19 protein-coding genes and 1 riboswitch are annotated in these 21605 nt (G+C 48.9%); of the genes, 10 read left to right on the top strand and 9 right to left on the bottom strand.

Features of this window, described 5'->3' with window-relative positions; all coding sequences use genetic code 11:
- Window positions 1-222 precede the first annotated feature (222 nt).
- The 3 genes from AC58QT_RS12970 to AC58QT_RS12960 all read right to left on the bottom strand — a co-directional run bounded on the left by AC58QT_RS12970 (window position 223) and on the right by AC58QT_RS12960 (window position 4178).
- The gene (locus AC58QT_RS12970) at window positions 223-3189 is read right to left on the bottom strand and encodes a 1,4-alpha-glucan branching protein domain-containing protein (protein WP_497409339.1); all 2967 of its coding nucleotides are present in this window, start codon (window positions 3187-3189) and stop codon (window positions 223-225) included.
- Window positions 3186-3752 (bottom strand): DUF4912 domain-containing protein, encoded by a 567-nt coding sequence (locus AC58QT_RS12965; protein WP_497409338.1) that lies wholly within the window; start codon window positions 3750-3752, stop codon window positions 3186-3188. Before AC58QT_RS12965 ends, AC58QT_RS12970 begins: the two co-directional genes overlap by 4 nt.
- Before the next feature lie 213 nt (window positions 3753-3965).
- Window positions 3966-4178 carry a hypothetical protein gene (locus AC58QT_RS12960; protein ID WP_310501334.1) on the bottom strand — a complete coding sequence of 71 codons (213 nt, stop codon included), beginning with the start codon at window positions 4176-4178 and terminating at the stop codon, window positions 3966-3968.
- 233 nt (window positions 4179-4411) lie between these two features.
- Here AC58QT_RS12960 and AC58QT_RS12955 point away from each other — a divergent pair, with 233 nt between their 5' ends.
- A complete protein-coding gene (locus AC58QT_RS12955; protein WP_497280944.1) occupies window positions 4412-4834 on the top strand; it encodes a hypothetical protein in 423 nt (140 codons plus the stop codon).
- Between the two features lie 60 nt (window positions 4835-4894).
- Here the strand turns inward: AC58QT_RS12955 and AC58QT_RS12950 are convergent, their stop codons facing one another.
- Window positions 4895-5668: a LytR/AlgR family response regulator transcription factor gene (locus tag AC58QT_RS12950; protein WP_497409337.1), complete on the bottom strand. Its 774-nt coding sequence runs from the start codon at window positions 5666-5668 to the stop codon at window positions 4895-4897.
- 183 nt (window positions 5669-5851) lie between these two features.
- On the opposite strand from AC58QT_RS12950, the gene AC58QT_RS12945 reads away from it, so the two are divergent.
- On the top strand, window positions 5852-6475 hold the full coding sequence (locus AC58QT_RS12945; protein ID WP_497409336.1) for a hypothetical protein: 624 nt from the start codon (window positions 5852-5854) through the stop codon (window positions 6473-6475).
- Here AC58QT_RS12945 and AC58QT_RS12940 read toward each other — a convergent pair.
- Window positions 6446-7093 (bottom strand): helix-turn-helix domain-containing protein, encoded by a 648-nt coding sequence (locus AC58QT_RS12940; protein ID WP_497409335.1) that lies wholly within the window; start codon window positions 7091-7093, stop codon window positions 6446-6448. The two genes, AC58QT_RS12945 and AC58QT_RS12940, sit on opposite strands and share 30 nt — an antisense overlap.
- A gap of 320 nt (window positions 7094-7413) precedes the next feature.
- On the opposite strand from AC58QT_RS12940, the gene sigI reads away from it, so the two are divergent.
- From sigI to AC58QT_RS12920, 4 genes are all read left to right on the top strand, one after another.
- Window positions 7414-8202 (top strand): RNA polymerase sigma factor SigI, encoded by a 789-nt coding sequence (gene sigI / locus AC58QT_RS12935; protein WP_497280951.1) that lies wholly within the window; start codon window positions 7414-7416, stop codon window positions 8200-8202.
- Between the two features lie 19 nt (window positions 8203-8221).
- On the top strand, window positions 8222-9637 hold the full coding sequence (locus tag AC58QT_RS12930; protein ID WP_497409334.1) for an anti-sigma-I factor RsgI family protein: 1416 nt from the start codon (window positions 8222-8224) through the stop codon (window positions 9635-9637).
- A gap of 211 nt (window positions 9638-9848) precedes the next feature.
- Window positions 9849-10862, top strand: a complete 1014-nt coding sequence (locus AC58QT_RS12925) for an aldo/keto reductase (protein ID WP_497409333.1) — start codon at window positions 9849-9851, stop codon at window positions 10860-10862.
- Between the two features lie 73 nt (window positions 10863-10935).
- On the top strand, window positions 10936-12450 hold the full coding sequence (locus tag AC58QT_RS12920) for a leucyl aminopeptidase (protein ID WP_497409332.1): 1515 nt from the start codon (window positions 10936-10938) through the stop codon (window positions 12448-12450).
- A 108-nt stretch (window positions 12451-12558) separates the two neighbouring features.
- Here AC58QT_RS12920 and AC58QT_RS12915 read toward each other — a convergent pair whose 3' ends face one another.
- Window positions 12559-13107 (bottom strand): hypothetical protein, encoded by a 549-nt coding sequence (locus AC58QT_RS12915; RefSeq protein ID WP_497409331.1) that lies wholly within the window; start codon window positions 13105-13107, stop codon window positions 12559-12561.
- A gap of 129 nt (window positions 13108-13236) precedes the next feature.
- On the opposite strand from AC58QT_RS12915, the gene AC58QT_RS12910 reads away from it, so the two are divergent.
- Both AC58QT_RS12910 and AC58QT_RS12905 read left to right on the top strand, forming a co-directional pair.
- Complete coding sequence (locus AC58QT_RS12910; RefSeq protein ID WP_497409330.1) at window positions 13237-14514, top strand: MFS transporter; 1278 nt, start codon at window positions 13237-13239, stop codon at window positions 14512-14514.
- Window position 14515: 1 nt separating this feature from the next.
- Window positions 14516-15439, top strand: a complete 924-nt coding sequence (locus AC58QT_RS12905; RefSeq protein WP_497409329.1) for a Gfo/Idh/MocA family protein — start codon at window positions 14516-14518, stop codon at window positions 15437-15439.
- Window positions 15440-16061: 622 nt separating this feature from the next.
- On the opposite strand, the gene gcvPB is transcribed toward AC58QT_RS12905, so the two are convergent.
- From gcvPB to gcvT, 3 genes are read right to left on the bottom strand one after another with little or no spacing between them, the layout of a single operon-like run.
- Window positions 16062-17519: an aminomethyl-transferring glycine dehydrogenase subunit GcvPB gene (gcvPB, locus tag AC58QT_RS12900; protein ID WP_497409328.1), complete on the bottom strand. Its 1458-nt coding sequence runs from the start codon at window positions 17517-17519 to the stop codon at window positions 16062-16064.
- Window positions 17516-18871, bottom strand: coding sequence for an aminomethyl-transferring glycine dehydrogenase subunit GcvPA (gcvPA, locus tag AC58QT_RS12895; protein WP_497409327.1), 1356 nt, complete (start codon window positions 18869-18871; stop codon window positions 17516-17518). The genes gcvPB and gcvPA overlap by 4 nt, the downstream gene beginning before the upstream one ends.
- A gap of 35 nt (window positions 18872-18906) precedes the next feature.
- Window positions 18907-20001, bottom strand: coding sequence for a glycine cleavage system aminomethyltransferase GcvT (gcvT, locus tag AC58QT_RS12890; protein ID WP_497409714.1), 1095 nt, complete (start codon window positions 19999-20001; stop codon window positions 18907-18909).
- 213 nt (window positions 20002-20214) lie between these two features.
- A riboswitch (glycine riboswitch) is annotated at window positions 20215-20311 on the bottom strand.
- 200 nt (window positions 20312-20511) lie between these two features.
- On the opposite strand from gcvT, the gene gcvH reads away from it, so the two are divergent.
- Together gcvH and AC58QT_RS12880 are read left to right on the top strand one after the other, a co-directional pair.
- Window positions 20512-20901: a glycine cleavage system protein GcvH gene (gene gcvH, locus AC58QT_RS12885; RefSeq protein ID WP_056609175.1), complete on the top strand. Its 390-nt coding sequence runs from the start codon at window positions 20512-20514 to the stop codon at window positions 20899-20901.
- Window positions 20902-20933: 32 nt separating this feature from the next.
- Window positions 20934-21530, top strand: coding sequence for a sulfite oxidase-like oxidoreductase (locus AC58QT_RS12880; RefSeq protein WP_497409326.1), 597 nt, complete (start codon window positions 20934-20936; stop codon window positions 21528-21530).
- Window positions 21531-21605: the final 75 nt, after the last annotated feature.

Below are 21605 nucleotides of genomic sequence, written 5' to 3'. Positions count from 1 at the left end.
TTCCCCACTTATTTGTTTGATCGCGCATTCAGATCCCACCAAGAGGACTGAACGATAGAGCACAAGTCTTGCAATTAGGTTACCTAATTCTGACAAAGGAATCAATGATTCTTTGAAAAAAAACTGAAAATTCTTACTGGTCACGCTTACATTTGGAGAAGATCTCCAAATTACTTGATTATTTCCTTTTGATGCGGGGAATGACTGATTGAAGGCAGCTTGTTAGGAGATGACAGCCTCGTAAACCTGAATTGTCAAAGATCCGATTTTCCCCCAGTCATAATGACTATGAACAGTACGTAAAGCAGTTGAAGCAAGCTTAGTGGCATACTGTGGCTGATCTAAAAGCTGAATGATTTGTGCAGCTAAAGCCTTACTGTCGCCTGGAGGACATGTACATCCGTTTACCCCATGGCTAACAATTTCACTGAGGCCTCCGACACTAGAGACGATAAGAGGTGTCCCACTGGCCATAGCTTCTAGTGCAACCAAGCCAAAAGGTTCATAGAGACTTGGAAATATACAAACCTCTGCCGTGTCTAAAAGTAAGCTTTTATCAGCCTCATCCAGAAAGCCTGGGAAGCTAACCCGATCTCCTAGGCTTGCAGCGAGTGCCGCCAAGGCATCATGCTCCGGACCCGTGCCAGCAATAACGAGCTTGGCTTCCGGGAATTTCGCGAGCACGAGCGGCATTGCGGCTAGAAGGGTGTGTATACCTTTTTCATAGACAAGTCGACCTAGAAAAGCAAGAATACGTTGCGGCTTACCCGTAGCGGTTATGGCGTTTGTAAGCTGAACATGCAAGGTTGGCCGTGATGGTTCGGAAGTACGAAAGAAAGCAACGCCGTTGGGAATGGCAGATATTTTGTGGGTAGGAATATGAAAGAGAGCCTTGATCTCCTGCTGCATGGATAGACTGCAAACAATAAGGTGATCAGCTGCTTCAGTTAATTTACCTTCTAGGGTATGAATCCGCTTCTGAAGCGGTGACTCTAATTTTCCAAGGTTTCGTCCTGTTTCTGTTGCGTGAATCGTTGCTAACAGCGGGAGTTGCAATTGTTGCTTAGCAATATGCGCTGTGTAGTAAACTAGCCAATCATGTGCATGCACCACATCAAAAACGTAGCCCTGCCGCGATAATCCTAGCATGAGGTCTGTAAACGCCATATTCATTTGGAATACACGATCCAGGAAATGCAGGGAATCTGCCGCAGGGAGTACTTCCGCACGATGAAGATGGACCCCTTCTGAAAGTTCGTAGGGCAGACATCCAGGAGCTTCACAGGTGATGACATGAACGGTATAACCATCGGAAGCGAGCTGTCTGGACAAATCACAGACGGCTCTTGCAAGACCGCCTATGACGTGTGGCGGGTATTCCCATGCGAGCATGAGAATACGCAGTTTGGATGATGGGCTGGGTTGTACAACCTCTGTATGGGACGCAACGGCAACTTCTTTTAAAGGAACGAAGGAATCTATATGCACTAGCGAGCGTTGAATGTTCTGCTTGGCAGAAGATGACTGAAAAATGAGATAATGAAGTTCTGGTAAAAAAGGAGACTTCCGTTCTAAAGCGTGAACCAAAGTGGACAGCTCTTTGTCAGAGACAGCTTTATCTAGGTTATTCAGTAAGTGATGAAATTGAGATAAATGCGTTTCAATCCGCTTCTTCGCATACGAAGGAACGGTATCTGCATCCAGTATGAACGTCCAGTCGCTGCTCTGCGCGAGCATAAGCTCCCGCGCAGCTTGATTCAGCGCCCGCAGCTGCAAGCTGCTAAGCGCTGCCGGGTCATGGTGCTTCTGCGCAGCCAGCACCATGCGATCCTCCGCCGCGTGCAGCAGCGGCGTAACCCACTGGCTGCGCGGCTGCAGCCAGACCTCGGCATAGCCGCCGCGACCCCAGCTCGACACCGGTAGCTCCGCTACGGTGGTCGGCGCATGGGCGGCGGCGTAGCCGCCAAGCGTAGTCGTCTGCACGACTACGCTTTCATCACTGCGCGCAGCAAAGCCGCGCAGCACAGCTTCAAGCCACTGGTGGCCTTCGTACCACCAGTGTCCAAACAGCTCGGCATCGTATGGACATACGATGACCGAGGGCTCCGCAGGCGCCGCATCCGCGCCTGCGCCTAGGGCCGTGCGCCGCTCCGCGAGGCGGCGCACCTGCTCGACCCGGCTAGCGATGAAATGCTCAGCATCCTGCTGAGCTTTCTGAGCGGCGCGCGCCGGGTTGTAGGGCACTTTGGCGTCAGCGGCCGTGCCGGTGACGCTGTAGTACTTGAAGCCCGTGTTGATGCGTGCGCCATCCGGCAGCACGTAGGGCTTCAAGTACGCCCACTCGGCGCCGCCATCGCGGCCGAGATCGTGACCAATATCGCGATAATATTCGCGATAGGCAGGGTCGCCGGGATATCCGGCCTCGGCGCTCCATACGTTGGCGCCGGCTTCAGGATCCCGAGCGAATGCACAAGCGCCGCCTGGCGTGCGCAGCGGCAATCCTTCGATGTTCGCCGTTTCATCGCGGCGTGCTAAGGTGTGCGCATGCGTCTCTACGACGAAGTAGCGAAGACCCAGCGCTTGCAGGTGAGGTTCAAGCGCAGGGGTATAGCCGCACTCTGGCAGCCAGATGCCTGCAGGAGCAACGCCGAAATGCCGTCTGAACTCCTGTACAGCCGCCTCCAGCTGTGCGCGTAACGTGGCATCGTGCTTGACCAGCGGTAGAAACGCATGTGTAGCGGCACAGGTTATTACTTCTAAGCAGCCTGTACTGCTGAGGCTGCGGAATTTCGCAATAAGGTCGCCGTGCAGACGATCATATAAGAGCTTGAGCCGGTGATAGTGATCGGCATACAGTTTGGCTAAGGGGCCGAAGTCCTCATCGCCCCACAGACGAATCACTTCTCGCTGCCCCAGCTCGCAAAGCGAGGAGAGGTGCTTGCGAAGTCGCAAGTGCAGCCGGGAATCCTCCAGCATGGCAAGCAGTGGAGGAGATAAGGACAGCGTAAGGCGGAAGGGGACTCCTTCTTCAATAAGTCTCTCCATCATGTCGATGAGAGGAAGATACGTATCGACAACCGCCTCGAAAAACCAGCGTTCTTCCAACGTAATCTCAGATGCCTGATGGCGAACATAAGGGATATGGGCATGCAATAGCAAAGCAACATGGCCTTGTACGGTAGTGCTCAATCAGTATCGCCTCCGGATTCCATATCTACAAGGTAAGTGTTCTTCGGGACATACACCGAATAGGCCGAGAAATAGGCATGTGCATCAGACGTTACTTGCTGTAAGAGAAGAGGCGCCAGCTGGTAGATGTAAGGTTGATCAGATTCGGCTGGATGCTGTGCGTTAGACAAGCTTAGCTCTGGAATTTGAATCGTATTGGAATGAAGGAGCGGAAGGAAACAGCCTTGTTCATTCCGGATACCAAGACTTGCAAAGTACGACTGACCGGAAGTTAACCCGCGAATAAAGCAGGAATCTTCTTGGGGAAGTAATAGCTCTGAGACCCGTTTAACGGGCTGCTGCAGCTTGGTGAATGACATGCTGGGAGAAGGATCTCCGACTTCATGAAATCGTAGGGTGGGAGTTAATGAACGCCAGTCCTTCTGGAAGTGCTCCTGAAGAAGCAATTGCTTACTAGTTGAGAGCTGCCAATAAATGAACTGCACGACAGGAGATTGTGCGAGTAAATAAAGTGAATCGCGATCATTGGCAAAGGGGCGTGCTTGAATAGAGATCAGACTCACCTTTTCTAGAGTTATCAGAATTCAGAGTTCATGAAGCAAGAGGACTGTATAGGTGTAGTAAGAAGAGCAATTTGTGTTAATCCTATGTTTTATTGTAGCATATGCACCATATAAACCAAAAATCTCCACCCATATAGAAAGGGAGGAGATTGCTTGCCTACCACTAGGGGTTTGCTCGTCAGGCTTGCATGAGGGGAAAGAAAATCTTATGCATCACTCGGCTGGCATGTTATCTTCCATGAACCTACTTTCCGTAAGCTTCATTAGAGAATCATACCGATTCGCCGATGTGAAAACATAGAGATACTCATCCTGTTTTACATTGGTGTAGGAGGCTCTGAATCCGGTATGATACTGAACTGTCATGCTGGAAGATTGATCGTCATACTGCACAAAGGCAATCTGTCTGGAAACACTCGGAATCATATTCACGCCGCTCTCCCCTTCATCTTAAGAATTCGGACAACACGTATTGGATCGATCATTACTATAATTATGCTTATTCAAACACATTTAGAATGATTTGACATAAGCTAGCTCTCATATGAAAAAGGAATTTCACACATTTGTAACGAATATATTAAAGGAATCCGGTGATTGACGAAGCATATGCTTACGAAGAGAGTTTTGCCAAGGCAAAACTTTAAGGAGGGAATTCCATGAGTTTTTGCTGTGGAGCCAGTATGATTGGAACGAAAGGTACTTTGAAGCACGTACGTACACAAATTCACAATGTGCCCATTCTCTTCTGCCCGGTATGTCACCATATTGAGGTTCACTATTTGGTGGAGAATGAATATGAAATTCTCGCCGAGTATGCGCATGGGGATGGAGCTGCAGAAGTCGATTTTATAGAATACGTAGATGGCAAAGATCATATGTTGCACGATAATTGTGTCAATCACGAAGGGGAAGAGCCGCTCGATATCGTTCGCTGTCAAATTGACATGGCGCTAGATCTTCTAGGCTTCGCCAAAACCATTGCCGATCAAGAATGGGAAGAGCAACTTATGAAACGATTGAAAATGCTTAGCGCACGCCGCGACAAGCTAAAAAATAAAAAAACCTCTAAGAATTCCTAGAGGCGTTTGGAAGACAAAAAAGTACGCAATAAACGCATCCGTCCATGTAGACGGATGCGTTTATTTGATTTCCTGAAGCAGCCTAGCGAAATCCTTTTGCAAATCGCGGCTCAAAGGAATTTTGACGGAAGTATGTCTTAAATGAATGACAAATCTCCGAGAAGTGGGAAACCCGCTTTCCTTCACGAAGGAAACGACGTGCCTTAGATTGACGAGATAGCCCTTGAAGGGGCTGAACAAATGTGTCGTACTCTGAGCTAAAATATCAGATAAATTAGAACTGGATTCCATTTGAGCACCATTCACCAAGTGGATTCTGGAGAGTCGTTTGTCTTCCTTTTCAACAAAAAGAATGGCGTCTTCGGAAATAGGGAGTTGCGATTTTTGATTTTTAACTGTAATCCATGTAGCTGAAGTAGGTTGTGGTTCCAGCGATATACGGCTTCGCTCCAGTTGGATTTCAGCAATAGTTTTGCAAATAGCGGCTTGAAATTTCGGCAGAACGACAGGCTTAGAGAGAAAATAGACAGAATCCAGCTCATGGAAGGCCGTCAAGATATGTTCGGTATTCGTTGTTCCACTAACCATAATGACCTTCATTTGGTATCCAGAAAGGCGTAAAGCTTGAACAACACTGATCCCATCCAAATTACCTTCAAGACCAATATCCATGAGTAAGATATCTGGCTGCAGTTTATCGTATTCCCTCAGAAATTGCTCCCCGTCCGACACGTTGGCAATGACCTGCAACCCACATTGCTGACAATAGCTTTCAAGCAATTGCCCTACCCAATAATTATCTTCTACGATCGCGACTCTAAAGCGATGCTCCATTCCTTAAATCTCACTCCAATCCTTTCTATATCTCTGTAAGGACCATGTCATCTTATACTCAGAAACAGCCAACTTAGTCCACTTCGACCGCAAAAATGCAGTTATCCTGTATAGTTCTAAGTGGAGTTGAAAATCGTTCGCTGCGCTGGATAATGGCAGCACTGGGAAAAGAGGGAAAGGCAATTGTTTACAGGGGAGAAGTTGATTCTATCCGTACTTCATTTTATTCCCATGCTCTTTTTCTCATTAATGTTATTTAGGCTTCGTCTTAAGCCTTATTGGAAACAACTATCGCTTGCTATCGTAGCAGGATCGATACTTACCGCCAACAATCCGTTATTGTTCGCTGCTATTATCTGTATATTACTTATGGTTGTTTGGAAATATCGGTTCGTACCCGCGTTACTTATGGCACTTTCAGGCTATGTGATGTGTGCCTTTATTTCGACAACGGTCATCGTTAGTCTTAATTCCACGCAATCGGCCGAATTTTTGGAGATGAGAAACAATCCAGTCATCGTCAATGCAACTCGTGCTATTGTGGTAGTTGTGAAATTTGTTATTCTTTTTGGTTTGTATAAATTTCGTTTAGGTTTTACGTTTCTGTCGAACTATACGAAAATTCCGCTTGTACGGGAGAATATCGGTGTATACCTGTTCATTATTGTAGTACTGCTAGGACTGATCTACCGTCATTCCTATCCAGCAAGTGTGTATAGTGTAGCAATGCCAATTCAAATGTTGAGTATGGCAGTTATTCTTTTCCTTTATACCATGTTAGGAAAAGAACTTAGTTTTCAAAGATGAAGCACATGCGGAAGATGATGCCGATGAATCGATAGCAAGACCATTGTTACAAGCGATATAATCGAGTATCATTTGATGATATTTTTTCTGCGGAATGGCTGCTGCAACAATATAAGGTGCGTGGTCATAGATGTCAAAATAAAGTCTGCCCTCAGCGGGGGCATACTTTTTTATTTTTTTCAGATTAACGAAAAGATGCATATCCAACTTCACAAAGTTGCGCTCAGTTAACGTTTCAATGAAATGGGTGAAGGCCACAAGAGATTCGACCTGCTCCTCTTTCATACCCTCTTCAGAGACATAAAGAATGGATTGAATGCCGAATTCAACATACCAGATATTGTCTAAATTCACTTCAGCCGGTTTTGACCAAGTGGAAGTTTCTTCTAGATATCCTGCCTTTTTAAGTAAATCCGTATACGGATACTGATAAGCTTGTGCCAACTTCCTCAATGTCTCCGGAGAAGGCTTAATGACATCATTCGTAGTTCGATTTCTTCCTAGCTCCAAATCCCTGATATATGCATGTGATAGGCCGCTTTTGTTAGCTGCTTTACGCAAAGAAGCTTTGCCTCGTAACGTTTCAAGAAACTTACCGAAATGATTGTTTGCTTCCATATGAACACCCCCCTGTCTTACCACATCAGATTAGAAAAATCTCCAGAAGATAAGCCTTCCAAAAACGTCCATCTCATTGGTAATAAAAGTTACCTCTATTCACTGTCAGTCATCCGAGATGACATATCGATAGAGGTTATCTTAATATTATAAAGGATTGATAAAGCAATTGAAACCGTAAACAAGGGTTTATTTGCCAGTAGGTGCTCATTTAGAGATCTATGTTATAATGAATCAGCAATTTATTTATAATTTTCATCATGTGTACCCCCCTAATTGATATACATAAGGACGAAACTACTATACTGTGAGGTGGAAAGGTGCTACTGGTACTATTCAAAAAGTTTCTGGGAAAGAATGAGTCCCATGGAAAAAATGAACCGCAAGCCTCTTCACTTGAGGTCACTATACATCAAATCCAAACGGGAGACCTACGACTAAGGAATCAATTTATTGCGGACTATCAACCGTATGTAGCTAAAGTAACGAGCAGATTCTGCAAACGATTTATTGATCCCGCACGGGATGATGAATTTAGTATTGCATTAGCGGCCTTTAATGAAGCTATTAACCAGTACTCTTCGGTCATGGGAAGGTCTTTCCTAGGTTTCGCAGAGACCGTAATTAGGCGAAGGCTAATTGATTTTATTCGTAAGGAACAACGCTTTAAAGGGCAAATCCCTTATAGCTCGTTTGATCAAGAAGATGATGAAGACAACTTAATGAATCCGATTGAGGTTCATCAAGCGATTGAAGCCTATGAGAAGCAGAAGGGCTTAGAAGAAAGACGAAGTGAAATTATCGATTTTAATCGCTGTTTAAGTGATTTTGAAATTAATTTCTCGGAGTTGACAGATGCCTCTCCGAAGCATGACGACTCAAGGCAGATGCTGTTCGGCATTGGCCGTACACTTGCACAGGATTCAGAGCTTATGCGCACTCTGTTGACGAAACGACAGCTGCCGATCAAAGAGCTGCTCGAGCAAGTCCAGGTTTCAAGGAAAACTTTGGAGCGAAATCGTAAGTACATCATTGCAATTGCACTTATTTTTAACGGTCCTTATCCGTATTTACGGGATTACTTACATATTCGTGATGACGAAAGTTGAATGAAAGGAAGAACAGCGCATGAACAAGGGGATCGTAATGGAATTAAGCGACAGCTCCATTATTGTAATGAATTCAGAGGGTCGGTTTGATAAGCTGCCTAGAGGGACGCGCAGCTGTGAATTGGGAGAAGAGATTCTCTACGCGCCGATGAAGCGTCGGTTGCAAGTACCGCAAATGGCTATCGTGTCGGCACTAGCTGCAGCGATTGTCGTATGCTTCGTCTTGGTTTCTACCTTATCTGGAGGTGTACCAGCTAATGGCGTAGTTGCGTACGTAACCATTGATATTAATCCCAGTATTGAAATTGGCATTGATGATCATGAGATTGTTCGTGATCTTCATGGGCTGAATACAGATGGTGAGGATTTAATTCAAGCTTTGGTGTATGAGGGCAAATCTTTGGAGGATGTCACGTCTGATATTCTCGATAAAGCGGAGCAAGGGGCCTTGGCTAAAGGGGAAGGAGATATTATTATTTCTTCAACCGTGGTGGAATCCAAAACAACAGTGAGTGATGAAGCTATTGCCACGAAACTAAAAGCTCAAGTTGCCAAGCATATCGAGGACAGCCACCCCGATCAGGTGAAAAACTACGAGGTGCAAGCATTTGCTGCTCCCAAAGAAGTTAGAACGGAAGCACAAGCGAGTGGTGTATCCGCAGGGAAATATGCAATCTATCTCAACGCTGTTGATAATGGTGTGAAGGTTTCACTGGATGACATTAAAACGACATCCATTCATCAGCTTGCCAAAGATAACGGTGGTATTCAATCGTTTGTTAAACCAGATAAACCGATTGATAAGACTTCTTTGCAAAGATTGCTCGCTGACGAGAAATCCGGCAAACTGAGCGAACGTGCACAACAGACTTCGATTGTTTCCAAATCGGATACGGGGCGTTCATCAACAAAAGATGATGATAAAAACGGTAAAAATAACAATGGCAAAGGGAATGGGAGTACTGCCCCAGGGAAAGTAACCAATAAACCAACGCCACCGCCGCTATCATCGAAGAATGATAGAGATAATAATAACAAGAATGACAATAACGGCAGAAATAATAACAACAACAATAATAATAACAGCAATAACAATAATGGTAAGAACAACGGAAATGATAAAAACAATAACGATAACAACAATAAAGATGATCACAAACCGACCCCAAAGCCTGATCGTAAAGATGACGACGATGGGAGACCCAGTATAACGAAGAAACCAACAGCAACATCAACACCAAAGGCAACACCAACGCCGAAGGCAACCCCGACACCTAAGCCAACTACTAAGCCTACAGTGAAGCCGACAAGCACGAGTAAACCTACGGTGAAACCCTTTCAAAGGGATGACAACGGGAAATTCCCTGGTGTGAATTGGGGCTGGGGAGATAGAGACCGGGACGATAATAATAATCAGAATGAAGGAAGACGATAAGTCTCCTTAATGGGTAGTTAGATCGGAAAGAAAAGCACTTGAGACCATCGTCTCAGGTGCTTTTGTATGTAATCTGCTTCTAGCAGAACATGGAAAGTGGAACTGACTTGTATTACAATATTGAAGTGACGTATTGGCTCTTGCGGGAGAGCATAGAGGATCGAGAAGTAATACTGCTGGCGTGTCAGCGAACCTAAGGGGGAATAGGGTTTTGAGATATTCGACGTTCGGAAAGTCAGGTTATAAAGTATCGTCACTGGGATTCGGTGCAATGAATTTACCAAGTGTACCGTTAGAACAAGCAAGAGAAGCGCTCAATTATGCCTTGGATCATGGCATTAATTATATAGATACGGCTGCTGCCTATAGGAATAGTGAAGAAATTATTGGAGAGTGTATCTCGCATCGGCGACAGGACTATTTCCTAGCGACAAAAACAGGAGCCCGTGATTATGCAACGGCGAAAGTGGAAATTGAGCGCAGCTTAGTGCGTATGAAGACGGATTATGTGGATTTGTTACAAATTCACTATGTGAATAATGTGACAGAATACAAGAAAGCGATGGAAGTTGGCGGCGCTTACGAGGCAGCATTAGAAGCTCAGCGAGAAGGGAAAGTACGCTTTATTGGTATTTCCGGACACCGACCAGATCTTCTTGTGAAATGGATTGCGAAGGGGCAATTCTCGCAAATTTTGTTTCATCTGAATTTGGCGCAGCCTTTCGCACTCGATGAACTGATACCTAAAGCTGCTGAGATGGATTTGATGCGGGTAGCGATGAAGCCCTTATCTGGCGGCTTCATTCAGCCTGTAGATCGGGCGATCCGCTATCCGTATAGCCAAGATGTACATGTAACGATCTCAGGGATGGTCAGCATCAAAGAAGTGCAGGAAAATTTGGATGCCCAAAAAAAGGAAGTTGGGCCAGAGGAGCGTCGTGAGCTAGAGCAGCTTGCTATAGAGCTAGGTGAACATGATTGCAGACGGTGCAACTATTGCTCCTGTCCGCTCGAAATCCCAATTCCAGATGTGATGATCGCGAGCAAGTTTAGGGAGAAATTCGGTTTGCTGCCGAAAGGGGATGGATTTTTCCAGCGTCATCAGGAAAAAATAACAAACTGTGCAGACCATGATCCTTGTAAAGTAGTCCCGCTCTGTGAAGCGAAGTGTCCATACCAACTCCCGATGTCGTCGGTTGTGCAGAAGGCGGCTTCGTTTTATTAAGGGGAGTGTGGGAATTAAGCGGGAGTTATTACAGGTTTGATGGGAATAGAAATACGGATGAGAGTAGGGATCAATGCCTATGTTTACAAAAATAACAGACATTACAACGGGTGTGTACACCTCGTTGTTGGAAAATAGAGAAGGAGCAGACGCGATTCTCGTCTGCGTCACAGAAGCGGAGCTGCGCCAGGATGGTGTCCTCGGCTTGCCGCAGCTCGACCAGGCCCTTGAGCGCATGCGCGCAAAGGGCCTATTCACGGGCGCCTCAGGCGAGCTCGAGGCGCTGCCGACCCACGGGCTGCTGCCGTACGCGTACGTCCTGGTTGCGGGGCTCGGCCCGGCAACCACGCGCGATACGCTGCGCGCAGCCGCGGTCTTCGCAGCGCGGCGGATGCTCGCGCTGCAGTTCGAAAGCTTGGCGCTGAAGCTGCCAAGCGGCTTTGACAGCCGGTCAGCCGCCTCGGCGCTGACCGAAGGGCTGCTCCTCGGTACGTACCGCATTGCGGCGTACCGCAAGAACGAGCCTGCGCGCGCGGAGCTGCGCCAGGCGGTGCTCTTGACAGAAGCGGCTGCGGATTCAGCGCTTCTGAAGCAAGCGATCGCAGCCGCCGAGGCGGTTGCGGAGGGCACGAACTATGCCCGGGATCTCACGAACCTCCCGGGCAACAAGCTTGTGCCGGCTTCCCTCGCTCAGGAAGCCATGCAACTCGCCCTGCACTACGGCTTCGCTTGCGAAGTGCTGGACGAGCACGAAATCGCCGCCCGCGGGATGGGCGGCCTCAAAGCGGTGGGCGCTGGCAGCGTCCACCCGCCTCGCATGATCACCTTGCGTTACACAGGTGATCCCGATAATGCCGACGTGCTGGGCCTCGTCGGCAAGGGCGTGACCTTCGATACCGGCGGTATCTCGATGAAAAAGCCCGACGGCATGGAAGAAATGATCAGTGATATGGGCGGAGCCGCCACACTGTTAGGTGCCTTGCACGTCGTCGGACAATTGAAGCCGAAGGTGAACTTGGTTGTGGTCATTCCGGCAGCGGAGAATATGACGTCGGGCAGCGCGTACCGCCCAGGAGATATCGTCAAGATGCTCAGCGGGCATTCCGTGGAGGTGCTGAATACCGATGCGGAGGGTCGTATTATTTTGGCAGAGGGAATTACCTACGCGAAAGCGCATGGAGCGACCCGTCTGATCGATGTAGCGACATTAACGGGGGCTATCCTAATCTCGTTTGCCGATATCGCGACTGGGGCTGTGACGAATGATGATGAGTTCTTGAAGCCATTGCTACAAGCCGCGACAGCAGCAGGAGAGAAGGTTTGGCAGCTTCCTAACTACCCTGAATACCGTGCGATGCTGAAGAGTGATGTAGCGGATATCAAAAACGCGACCTCCTCCGACCGCTGGGCAGGCGCGATTACGGCTGGTTTGTTCATCGGTTACTTTGCTGAGGAAACACCTTGGATCCATCTGGATACCGGTGGTACGGCTTGGCTTTGGTCGGCCAAAGGCATTGAACCCAAAGGGGCAACAGGTGTGATGGTGCGAACATTAGCCGCATACTTGTGCGGTGAGCAGCTTACTTAGCCTTGGGATCCAATAAAAAATCACCCGCGAGGGAGACTCCTCTGACCTACCTGTTAATGTAGGCGGAGATCTCCAACGTTGGGTGATTTTGTGTTTTCTAGTGAGTTGTTAAGCGCCAACTTGTTGCCCTACAGAAGCAGGCTGGTTAATGTTGGTTTGTTGCAACTCTTGAATATCTGAGATACGAATAATAAGACGGTTTACTTCATTGGTTGTATAAGAGAGTTGTTCTGTGCGTTGTTGCAACTGTGACAAGGAGATGCCGATCCAATTCTTCTTGCGGCGGTGCGTGAGCAGATCAAATTTTAGAACAGTAAGCGTTGCTGCCAATGGATCGGGCTTCACATACACATCTTTCATGTTATCTGCCAAATTGAAGAAAAGCTTGCCGCCATTCCATTTGATATAGCCTGGTTCAAAAAGGATTACAAGAAAATCGGAATCTCCGCTATCCTTGCTCTCCATTGTAATGAGGCGTACAGGGCCATTAGCTTTAATATATTGATTCGAACGGATATCTGGTAGAAAAGGAACGACTAGAAGCGGGCAAACACTAGCAATATACAAATAAGTAGTTGACTCAGACTTGATAGAGAGTACAATGAAAGTCAAAAAGAGCAACAAGGTTGCGATTAGACCCAAAAGTTTAAGTTTCATAGGTTTACGATGATCCCGCCTGACGTGATAGATTAGGTAGTCCCTACTATTTTACCATAAGCGACCCATAGGTTGTAAACTATTAGATCCTGCTAACCTTGCGAGACAGACATAAGGAGGTTTATGCCTTTGAAATTATTCGATCCGAACGCGCGTAAGCCGAAGAGAAAGATGTCCACCTACCGTAAAAGCTTATTCGTCGCGACATTCGAAGGCTTTCCTGCTGTCATTATTTTTCAACTGTTGGGCGGTCCATTCTTAACCGGTTATTTGATTTACTTAGGTGCAAGCTCAACCGAGATTGGTTTTATTCTGGCTATCACAACCGTCGTCAATATCGTTCAAATCGCGATGGCAGTCGTCATGCAAAAATTCCGTAATCGAAAGCGTATGCTCATTATTTTTGGATCTACGCATCGAATATTATGGGCTTGTGTAGGTCTTATTCCATTTGTTTTACCGCAAGAGTATTGGGTCATCACGTATATGATTCTGTACACCGCTGCTCATCTAGGGAATGCGGCTGGGGGAATTGTGTGGACATCGCTCATTAGTGATGCGGTTCCAGGACCGATTCGGGGACGTTATTTTGGACTGCGAAACACCATCTTGGGGGGAGTAAGCTCGCTGGCGCTTTTCATAGGCGGTCAAATTCTTGATACATATCCAGGTGAGCAGGGCTTTACCTATATTTTCATGATTGTCAGTGTTTGTGTGGTGTTCAATGTGATTGCGTACTTTATGTACCCGAATCCGCCTTTCGAGCCATCAACCGCTTCGAATCCTGTAGGCATGATCCAGAAACCATTAATGGACCGCGCTTTTCTCAGAGCTATTATTTTTCTTGCCGCCTTCCTTTTCGTACAAGGGCTGACTGTGCCTCTTTTTTCCTATGTGATGCTGAAGCTGATGAGCATTTCCTACGGGACGGTTTCCTATATAACGGTGGTACATACCTTAGTGATGATGGCTAGCTATTATGTGTGGGGCAATCTGAATGCGCGATTCTCGGCTCAAACTTTGCTGTTATGGTCTTTGCCGATTATTGCCTTGGCCTGCTTATTATGGGGAGCGATCGCTTTTATACCAGCTGTTGTTGTGCTGTTTGCCGTTCATATTGTGCTTGGTATCGGTTTGGGCGGCTTCAATCAGATGGTATTTGCTTTTACAATTGGAGATACTCCGAAGAGTGAGCGTCCCATGTACATTGCGACATACTCGGCGATCACGGGATTCGCAGCTTTCCTAGGACCTGTTGCAGGCGGGAAAATATATGCACTAATTGCTGATCAACCTATGTGGGCTCAGGTATATGGCGTATCCACGGTGGTCGGTGCTATTTTACTCATACTTGGTTTATGGGTAGGGCGTTATGTATTACGAACACAAATAAGGAGTGGCGTGTAACATGTCTAAAAAGAGAATTGGCCTTATCGGCTTAGGAGATATTGCGCAAAAAGTATATCTACCGTTGCTGTCCGTCAATGAGCAGGTAGAGCTTGTAGGTATCATGAGCTCTACAGCAGCAACCGTTGAACGCATGAAGACGAAGTATAGGATTCCGTTCGGAACAACGCAGTTGAATGAACTATTATCCCTTGGTTTGGATGCCGTATTTGTACATAGCCCGACGTCAACGCATTTTGATATTGTAATGGCCTGCATGGCGCATGGGGTAGCGGTTTATGTGGATAAACCACTTTCGTATACGTGGGCAGAGTCGGTGGAAATGGCAGCGTATGCGGAGCAAAAAGGCGTGCTGCTTGCAGCGGGCTTCAACCGTCGCTATGCGCCGTTATATATCGAGGCAAAAATGTGGTTGCAGGAAGCGGGAGGTTTTGATGTGGCTTCAGCCGTCAAGCATCGTACCAAACTTCAGGGGCATAGCGCCAAAGAGACGCTGTATGATGATCTGATCCACATGCTGGATACGTTACTTTGGTTAGGGGATAGTCCTTATGAGGTGACGGCTTCCCATCAGCAGGTAGATGACAGCGGCAAGTTGCTGCATGCATCAGGTATGCTCGGTTTCGGTTCTGCCACTGGCTCATACAGCATGGTGAGATTAGCCGGTGTTGACTTGGAAAAAGTCGAGCTGCACGGCAGCGGCAGATCCGTCGAGGTGACGAATTTGGAGTCAGCGGTCTTTTATGATAAAAATGCTGCCCCCCGCCTGCGCACCTTCGGCAGCTGGGATACCGTATTGGAGCGCAGAGGCTTCGCTGGCGTCGTTCAGCATTTCTTGCATTCGCTGGATGATCCGAATGCGTGCGGTATTCGTGCGGATCTTGTGCTGGCTTCGCACGAGTTGGTGGAGAAGCTGTCGGTTTGATAGAGCGCGCAGCGGAGAGATAAAAGCGGAAAGGCAAAGCGGAGAGGTAAAAGCGGAAAGGCAAAGCGAAGAGGCAAAAGTGGAAATAGCGCCCCAAAAGGGCGCTATTGTTGTGCCGTGAGGCGTCGGGCCGCAGGATAAGGCCCTTGTGGGGCCTTAAAGCCGTGCCGCGAGCGCTGCGGAAAGGCAAAAGCGGAAATAGCGCCCCAAAAGGGCGCTATTGTGTTGCGTGAGGCGTCGGGCCTTAAAGCCGTGCCTGCCAGCGCTGCTGAAAGGCAAAGGCGGAAATAGCGCCCCAAAAGGGCGCTATTGTTGTGCCGTGAGGCGTCGGGCCGCAGGATAAGGCCCTTTTTGGGCCTTAAAGCCGTGCCGACGAGCGCAGCAGAGAGGCAAAAGCGGAAATAGCGCCCCAAAAGGGCGCTATTGTTGTGCCGTGAGGCGTGGAGCGTCAGGATAAGGCCCTTTTTGGGCCTTAAAGCCGTGCCCGCCAGCGCAGCGGAAAGGCAAAAGCGGAAATAGCGCCCCAAAAGGGCGCTATTGTTGTGCCGTGAGGCGCCGGGCCGCAGGATAAGGCCCTTTGTGGGCCTTAAAGCCGTGCCGGCGAGCGCAGGTTTCAGTCTTTTTACCCGCAGGTACAGTTCAGAACCGGCTTCCGAGCGGCCAATGCCTCATCCATCCGACTGACGACGGTTGTGTAAGGGGCATTTTTAACCAACTCTGGCGTCTCTTCAACTTCTTTGGCGATGGCGATCATCGTGTCGATGAAGCTATCTAAGGTTTGCTTGCTTTCGGTTTCTGTCGGTTCGATCATGATGCATTCCTCCACGCTGAGCGGGAAGTAGATCGTTGGCGGGTGGTAGCCGAAGTCGAGCAATCTTTTAGCGATTTCGAGTGTACGTACACCCAGCTTCTTCTGGCGATTCCCGGATAGCACGAATTCGTGCTTACAGAAGCGGGGATGCGGTACGTCAAAATAAGGCGTTAACCGAGCTAGCATATAGTTGGCGTTCAGGACGGCGTACTCGGATACCTTGCGCAGGCCTTCTGGCCCAAGTGTGCGGATGTAGGTATAGGCACGAACTAGGATACCGAAGTTGCCGTAAAAGCCTTTAACACGACCAATGGACTGTGGATAATTGTAGTCGAAGTAGAAGCTATTATCTTCCCGTTTGGCAACAAGCGGCGTCGGCAGAAAAGGTATCAGCCGCTCTTTGACGCCGACAGGGCCAGCGCCAGGGCCGCCGCCGCCGTGCGGTGTGCTCATGGTTTTGTGCAGGTTGAGATGGACGACATCGAAGCCCATGTCTCCTGGCCGCGTGATGCCCATAATGGCATTCGCGTTGGCGCCGTCATAGTAGAGCAGCCCGCCTGCGGCATGCACAATTTCGGCGATCTCGACGATTTGTTCTTCGAACAAACCGAGTGTGTTCGGGTTTGTGAGCATGAGAGCGGCGGTATCTGTACCGACGGCACGGCGCAGCTCGTCGAGATTCACGAGGCCGCGCTCATCGGATTTGATCGTGACGGTTTGGAAGCCAGCGACCGTCGCACTTGCAGGATTCGTGCCATGCGCAGAATCTGGACAGATGACTTTGGTACGGTGCTCACCACGGCTCTCGTGATAGGCGCGGATCATCATGAGCCCCGTCCACTCGCCATGTGCACCAGCTGCAGGCTGTAAGGTTACCCGATCCATTCCGGTGATCGCTTCAAGATCGTGCTGGAGATTGTATAGCAGCTCCATGGCACCTTGTATCGATTCCTCCGGCTGATACGGATGAATATGAGCAAAGCCGGGGAAGCGGGCGACGTCTTCGTTGATTTTGGGATTATATTTCATCGTACACGAGCCTAATGGATAGAAGCCATTATCCACACCGAAGTTGCGACGAGAAAGTGCCGTGTAGTGGCGGATGACATCGACTTCATATACTTCGGGCAGGTCAGGTTCGACTTGTCGCAGGAATTTAGCTGGCAGAAGCTCATCAATATTCACTTCTGGAACGTCCGAGTCTGGTAAGGAATAAGCGACACGCCCTGGATGGCTCATTTCAAAAATGAGTGCTTTTTCGTTGTTCATACGAGTTCCTCCAATGCAGCTGCGAAGGCATCGATATCTTCGCGTGTTCGTTGCTCGGTGACGGCGATTAGCATATGGCCAGCTAGTTCTGGATAGTCGCGGCCGAGGTCGTAGCCGCCGATGATTTGGCGCTGAAGGAGCTGACGATTCAGCTCCTCGATGTTCGTGCCGTCCGGCAGCTTGACGGCAAATTCATTGAAGTAGCTGCCGGTGAACGGCAGCTCTAACTTAGGTGACGCGGCAAGGCGATTGGCCGCGTAGTGCGCTTTACGGACGTTCAGCGTGCCGACGTCCTGAATGCCTTGCTTGCCCATCGTGGACAAGTACACGGATGCGCAAAGCGCGAGCAGCGCTTGGTTGGAGCAGATGTTCGACGTGGCTTTCTCACGTCGTATATGCTGCTCCCGCGCTTGGAGCGTAAGCACGAAACCGCGCTTGCCATCGCGGTCCACGGTTTGGCCCACGATGCGCCCCGGCATGCGGCGCATCCAGCTCTCCGCGACGGCGAAGTAGCCGCAGCTCGGTCCACCCAGCGCAGCTGGGATGCCGAGCGGCTGGCAATCGCCGACGACGATATCAGCGCCGAGCTTGCCCGGCGCTTCGAGCAGCCCGAGCGTGAGCGGATTGGCGCTCACGACGAGCAGTGCGCCCGCGCCGTGCGCGAGCGGCTCCACAGCCGCGATATCCTCCAAGCAGCCGAAGAAATTCGGCGATTGGAGGATGACGGCGGCAGCGTCACTCTCGAGCTTGGACGCGAGATCGTCAAGATTCGTGACACCTTCGGGGGTCACGGAGATCTCGACGACGTCCAAGTTCAGCCCGCGGGCGGTCGTGCGCAAGACGGCGCGCGCCTCCGGGTGCACCGCGCGGGACACGAGCAGACGGCTGCGCTTCGTCGCGCCGCTGGCTAGCGCGCCTGCTTCGGCCAGCGCGGTTGCGCCATCGTACATCGAGGCGTTCGCTACGGCCATGCCGGTGAGCTCACAGATGTACGACTGAAATTCAAAAATCGCCTGCAATTCCCCCTGGCTAATCTCCGGTTGATAAGGCGTATACGCGGTGTAGAACTCCGAGCGTGAGATCACATGATTGATCACCACCGGAAGGTGATGATCATAGATGCCAGCGCCGAGGAAGCTGGCGTAGCGCTGAAAATCCGCATTACGCCCCGCCAACTCGCGCATATATCGGAGTAATCCCTGCTCACTGAGCGCATTCCCCACTTGCAGTTCACCTTGAAACCGCACCCCCTGCGGAATATCGCTAAACATCTCTTCCATCGAGGAAATGCCGATTGTATCCAGCATTTCCTTTTGATCCTGCTCCGTAATAGGCAAATAACGATGTTTCATATCCGAAAATGCTCCTTCCGACCCGAATTCGGGGATTATTTCTTTTTATGAAAAGGGGTAGAGACGACCTGAGCTTTCACTTGTGTGCCTCTGATTTCAACGAATACTTCCGTTCCTAGAGCGCTATACGCGGAGTCGATTAAAGCTAAGCCCACATTCGTTTTGTATGTTGGAGACTGTGTACCTGTTGTTACCTCACCAATCTGTTTACCTTCGGCGTATACAGCATAATGCGGACGAGGAATGCCGCGTTCTTGCATTTCAATGCCAACGACCTTGCGGGGCACACCGTTTGTTTTTTGCTCGAGTAGGGCGTCCCGTCCAATGAAATCACCTTTATTCAACTTTACAAAAAAGGAAAGGCCCGCCTCCAGTGGCGAAATCTCCGAGGATAGCTCCTGCCCATAAAGGGGGAGTCGCGCTTCGAAGCGAAGCGTATCTCTAGCACCTAATCCTGTGGGGATGAGCCCATGCTCGGTTCCTGCCTCCAGCAGTTCCCGCCATAGGGGGATGGCATCCTTTTGATCGATGTAAAGCTCGAAACCATCTTCTCCTGTATACCCCGTACGGGAAAGCAGCGCTTTCACATCTCCAACTTTTACCTCATGGAGGAAATGGAAGCATTTTAACTTCTCAACTGGTGCGTCGGTCAATTTAGCTAAAATGTATAAAGCCCGTGGTCCTTGCAACGCTAACAGGGCTGTCTCAGTGGAAATGTTGGTCAGTTTGACCTGACCTGTCAGGTGCTGCTGCAGCCAAGCGATATCTTTGTCAATGTTGGAGGCATTGATAACGAGCATGTAATCATCGTCGCTGAACTTGTATACGAGTAGATCATCAACCACACCGCCATTTGGATAACATAGGAGGCTGTACTGGCACTGTCCTTCCACCAGTTTGGACACATCATTCGTCGTGACGTGTTGTACAAATGCGAATGCATCCGGGCCTTGAACACGTACCTCACCCATATGCGATACATCAAAAAGCCCCGCCTGCCCCCTGACAGCATCATGCTCTTTTTGAATGCCAGTGAACTGTACGGGCAGCTCCCAGCCGCCAAAATCAATGATTCGCGCGCCATACTCCGCGTAAATCGGGAAAAGCGGTGTTCGTTTCAGCATGCGTATAACCTCACCTTCAATCGAGTGATTTTCCGTTGGTATTATTGCCGGAAACGCAAAAAAAGAGCAAAAGGTATGCAACACAAACATACCTTTTGCCCCTGTCCTTTGTACCTGAGAGTTGCCTAGAACGGATGAATCTATATGCTCAACCGTTAAGTTTCCCCTTGGGTGTCCGATTTCTCGTGATTAACGAGTGTTCGAAGCTCTCCAGAGTCGCGTCCGATACAGGTCCTTTTGCCTGAGAGATTCACCACATTGGGCTTACTCCTTCGGCGCTGCCAACATTCTCCACAGTCTCTCCCTGTATCCTCATTCGCCAATATTTAATTAGCCTACTTATCCTCATTATGAGCCTAAATCGGTATGAATTGTCAACAGTAACTTTTAGGTTGGCAGGTAGTCATCCGCCTGTTTCATATAGGAATTGTACCCTCCATGATGTCCGTCTTGACTTTGATGTTCTCTGTAGATTAAGCTATAAGCAAAATTTGTAAGTAAGTGAGGCGTGGACTGATGAGTAACGTACAAGCCAATTTGTTATACACCAAAGAGCATGAGTGGGTAGAGAAGCTATCGGATACGGTGGTTCGCATAGGGATTACTGATTTTGCACAAGATCAATTGGGGGATATTGTATTCGTGGAGCTTCCGAAGGTAGGTGCTTCTGTTACTGCGAATGAGAGCATTGGCAGCGTGGAATCGGTCAAAACGGTTTCGGACATTTTCTGCCCAGTATCAGGCAAAGTAACGGCTGTCAACAGCACGCTGGAAGGCTCGCCAGAGCTCGTGAACAATGCGTCTTTCGGTGAAGGCTGGATGGTTGAGGTTGAAATTTCAGGACCAGAAGCATTGGAAGGCTTATTAAGTGCTGCGGAATATGGTTCCTATATCGGTAACGACTAAGATTTGAAGGCAGAACAGATGGAGGGTGTTCCATGCAATTTGGGCAAAAGCAACCGCAGGATCCGAGTGATCGTGTTCCTCCTGGGCAAACGCTGACACAAGGCTGGCCTGTGCTGCATTATGGGTCTGTGCCCTACTACAACGACATGAGCGAATGGGATTTACGTTTGTTCGGTTTGGTGGAGGAAGAGTTCACCATTTCGTATAACGATTTCATGGCGCTGCCGCGTAAGGAATTTGCTAACGATATCCATTGTGTCACCACATGGTCCAAGCTGGATAATGTGTGGGAGGGCATTGCTGTGTCCGAACTCATGAGCAAAGTGAAACTGAAGCCAGAAGCAACCCATGTGATGTTGCATGCCGAGCATGGATGGACGACGAATCTGCCACTGGCAGATTTCCTCTTGGAGACCTCTTTTCTTGGCATCCGGCATAACGGCGTAGAGCTGACACCCGACCACGGAGCACCCGTAAGGATGGTGGTTCCGCATCTCTATTTCTGGAAAAGCGCCAAATGGCTGCGAGGCATCGAGTTCATGGCGAAGGATAAGCCGGGATTCTGGGAGCGGAATGGTTATCATATGTATGGAGATCCCTGGCTATCTCAACGCTACGACTTCGACTAAATCCTGAACTTCATATCAACAATCACAGCTTCTACAATAATATTGGGGCCGCCATGTGCGGTCTCTACTTCTGTA

It is taken from the genome of Paenibacillus sp. J31R109 (genome assembly GCF_059692055.1).
This window is presented reverse-complemented; position numbering and strand designations above follow the sequence as displayed.

Coding starts and splice junctions, on each gene's coding strand:
- AC58QT_RS12880 (WP_497409326.1), top strand. CDS start 20,934: ATGCAATTTGGGCAAAAGCAACCGCAGGATCCGAGTGATCGTGTTCCT.
- AC58QT_RS12955 (WP_497280944.1), top strand. CDS start 4,412: ATGAGTTTTTGCTGTGGAGCCAGTATGATTGGAACGAAAGGTACTTTG.
- AC58QT_RS12950 (WP_497409337.1), bottom strand. CDS start 5,668: ATGGAGCATCGCTTTAGAGTCGCGATCGTAGAAGATAATTATTGGGTA.
- gcvH (WP_056609175.1), top strand. CDS start 20,512: ATGAGTAACGTACAAGCCAATTTGTTATACACCAAAGAGCATGAGTGG.
- gcvPB (WP_497409328.1), bottom strand. CDS start 17,519: ATGAACAACGAAAAAGCACTCATTTTTGAAATGAGCCATCCAGGGCGT.
- AC58QT_RS12915 (WP_497409331.1), bottom strand. CDS start 13,107: ATGAAACTTAAACTTTTGGGTCTAATCGCAACCTTGTTGCTCTTTTTG.
- AC58QT_RS12940 (WP_497409335.1), bottom strand. CDS start 7,093: ATGGAAGCAAACAATCATTTCGGTAAGTTTCTTGAAACGTTACGAGGC.
- AC58QT_RS12960 (WP_310501334.1), bottom strand. CDS start 4,178: ATGATTCCGAGTGTTTCCAGACAGATTGCCTTTGTGCAGTATGACGAT.
- gcvPA (WP_497409327.1), bottom strand. CDS start 18,871: ATGAAACATCGTTATTTGCCTATTACGGAGCAGGATCAAAAGGAAATG.
- AC58QT_RS12905 (WP_497409329.1), top strand. CDS start 14,516: ATGTCTAAAAAGAGAATTGGCCTTATCGGCTTAGGAGATATTGCGCAA.
- AC58QT_RS12920 (WP_497409332.1), top strand. CDS start 10,936: ATGCCTATGTTTACAAAAATAACAGACATTACAACGGGTGTGTACACC.
- AC58QT_RS12930 (WP_497409334.1), top strand. CDS start 8,222: ATGAACAAGGGGATCGTAATGGAATTAAGCGACAGCTCCATTATTGTA.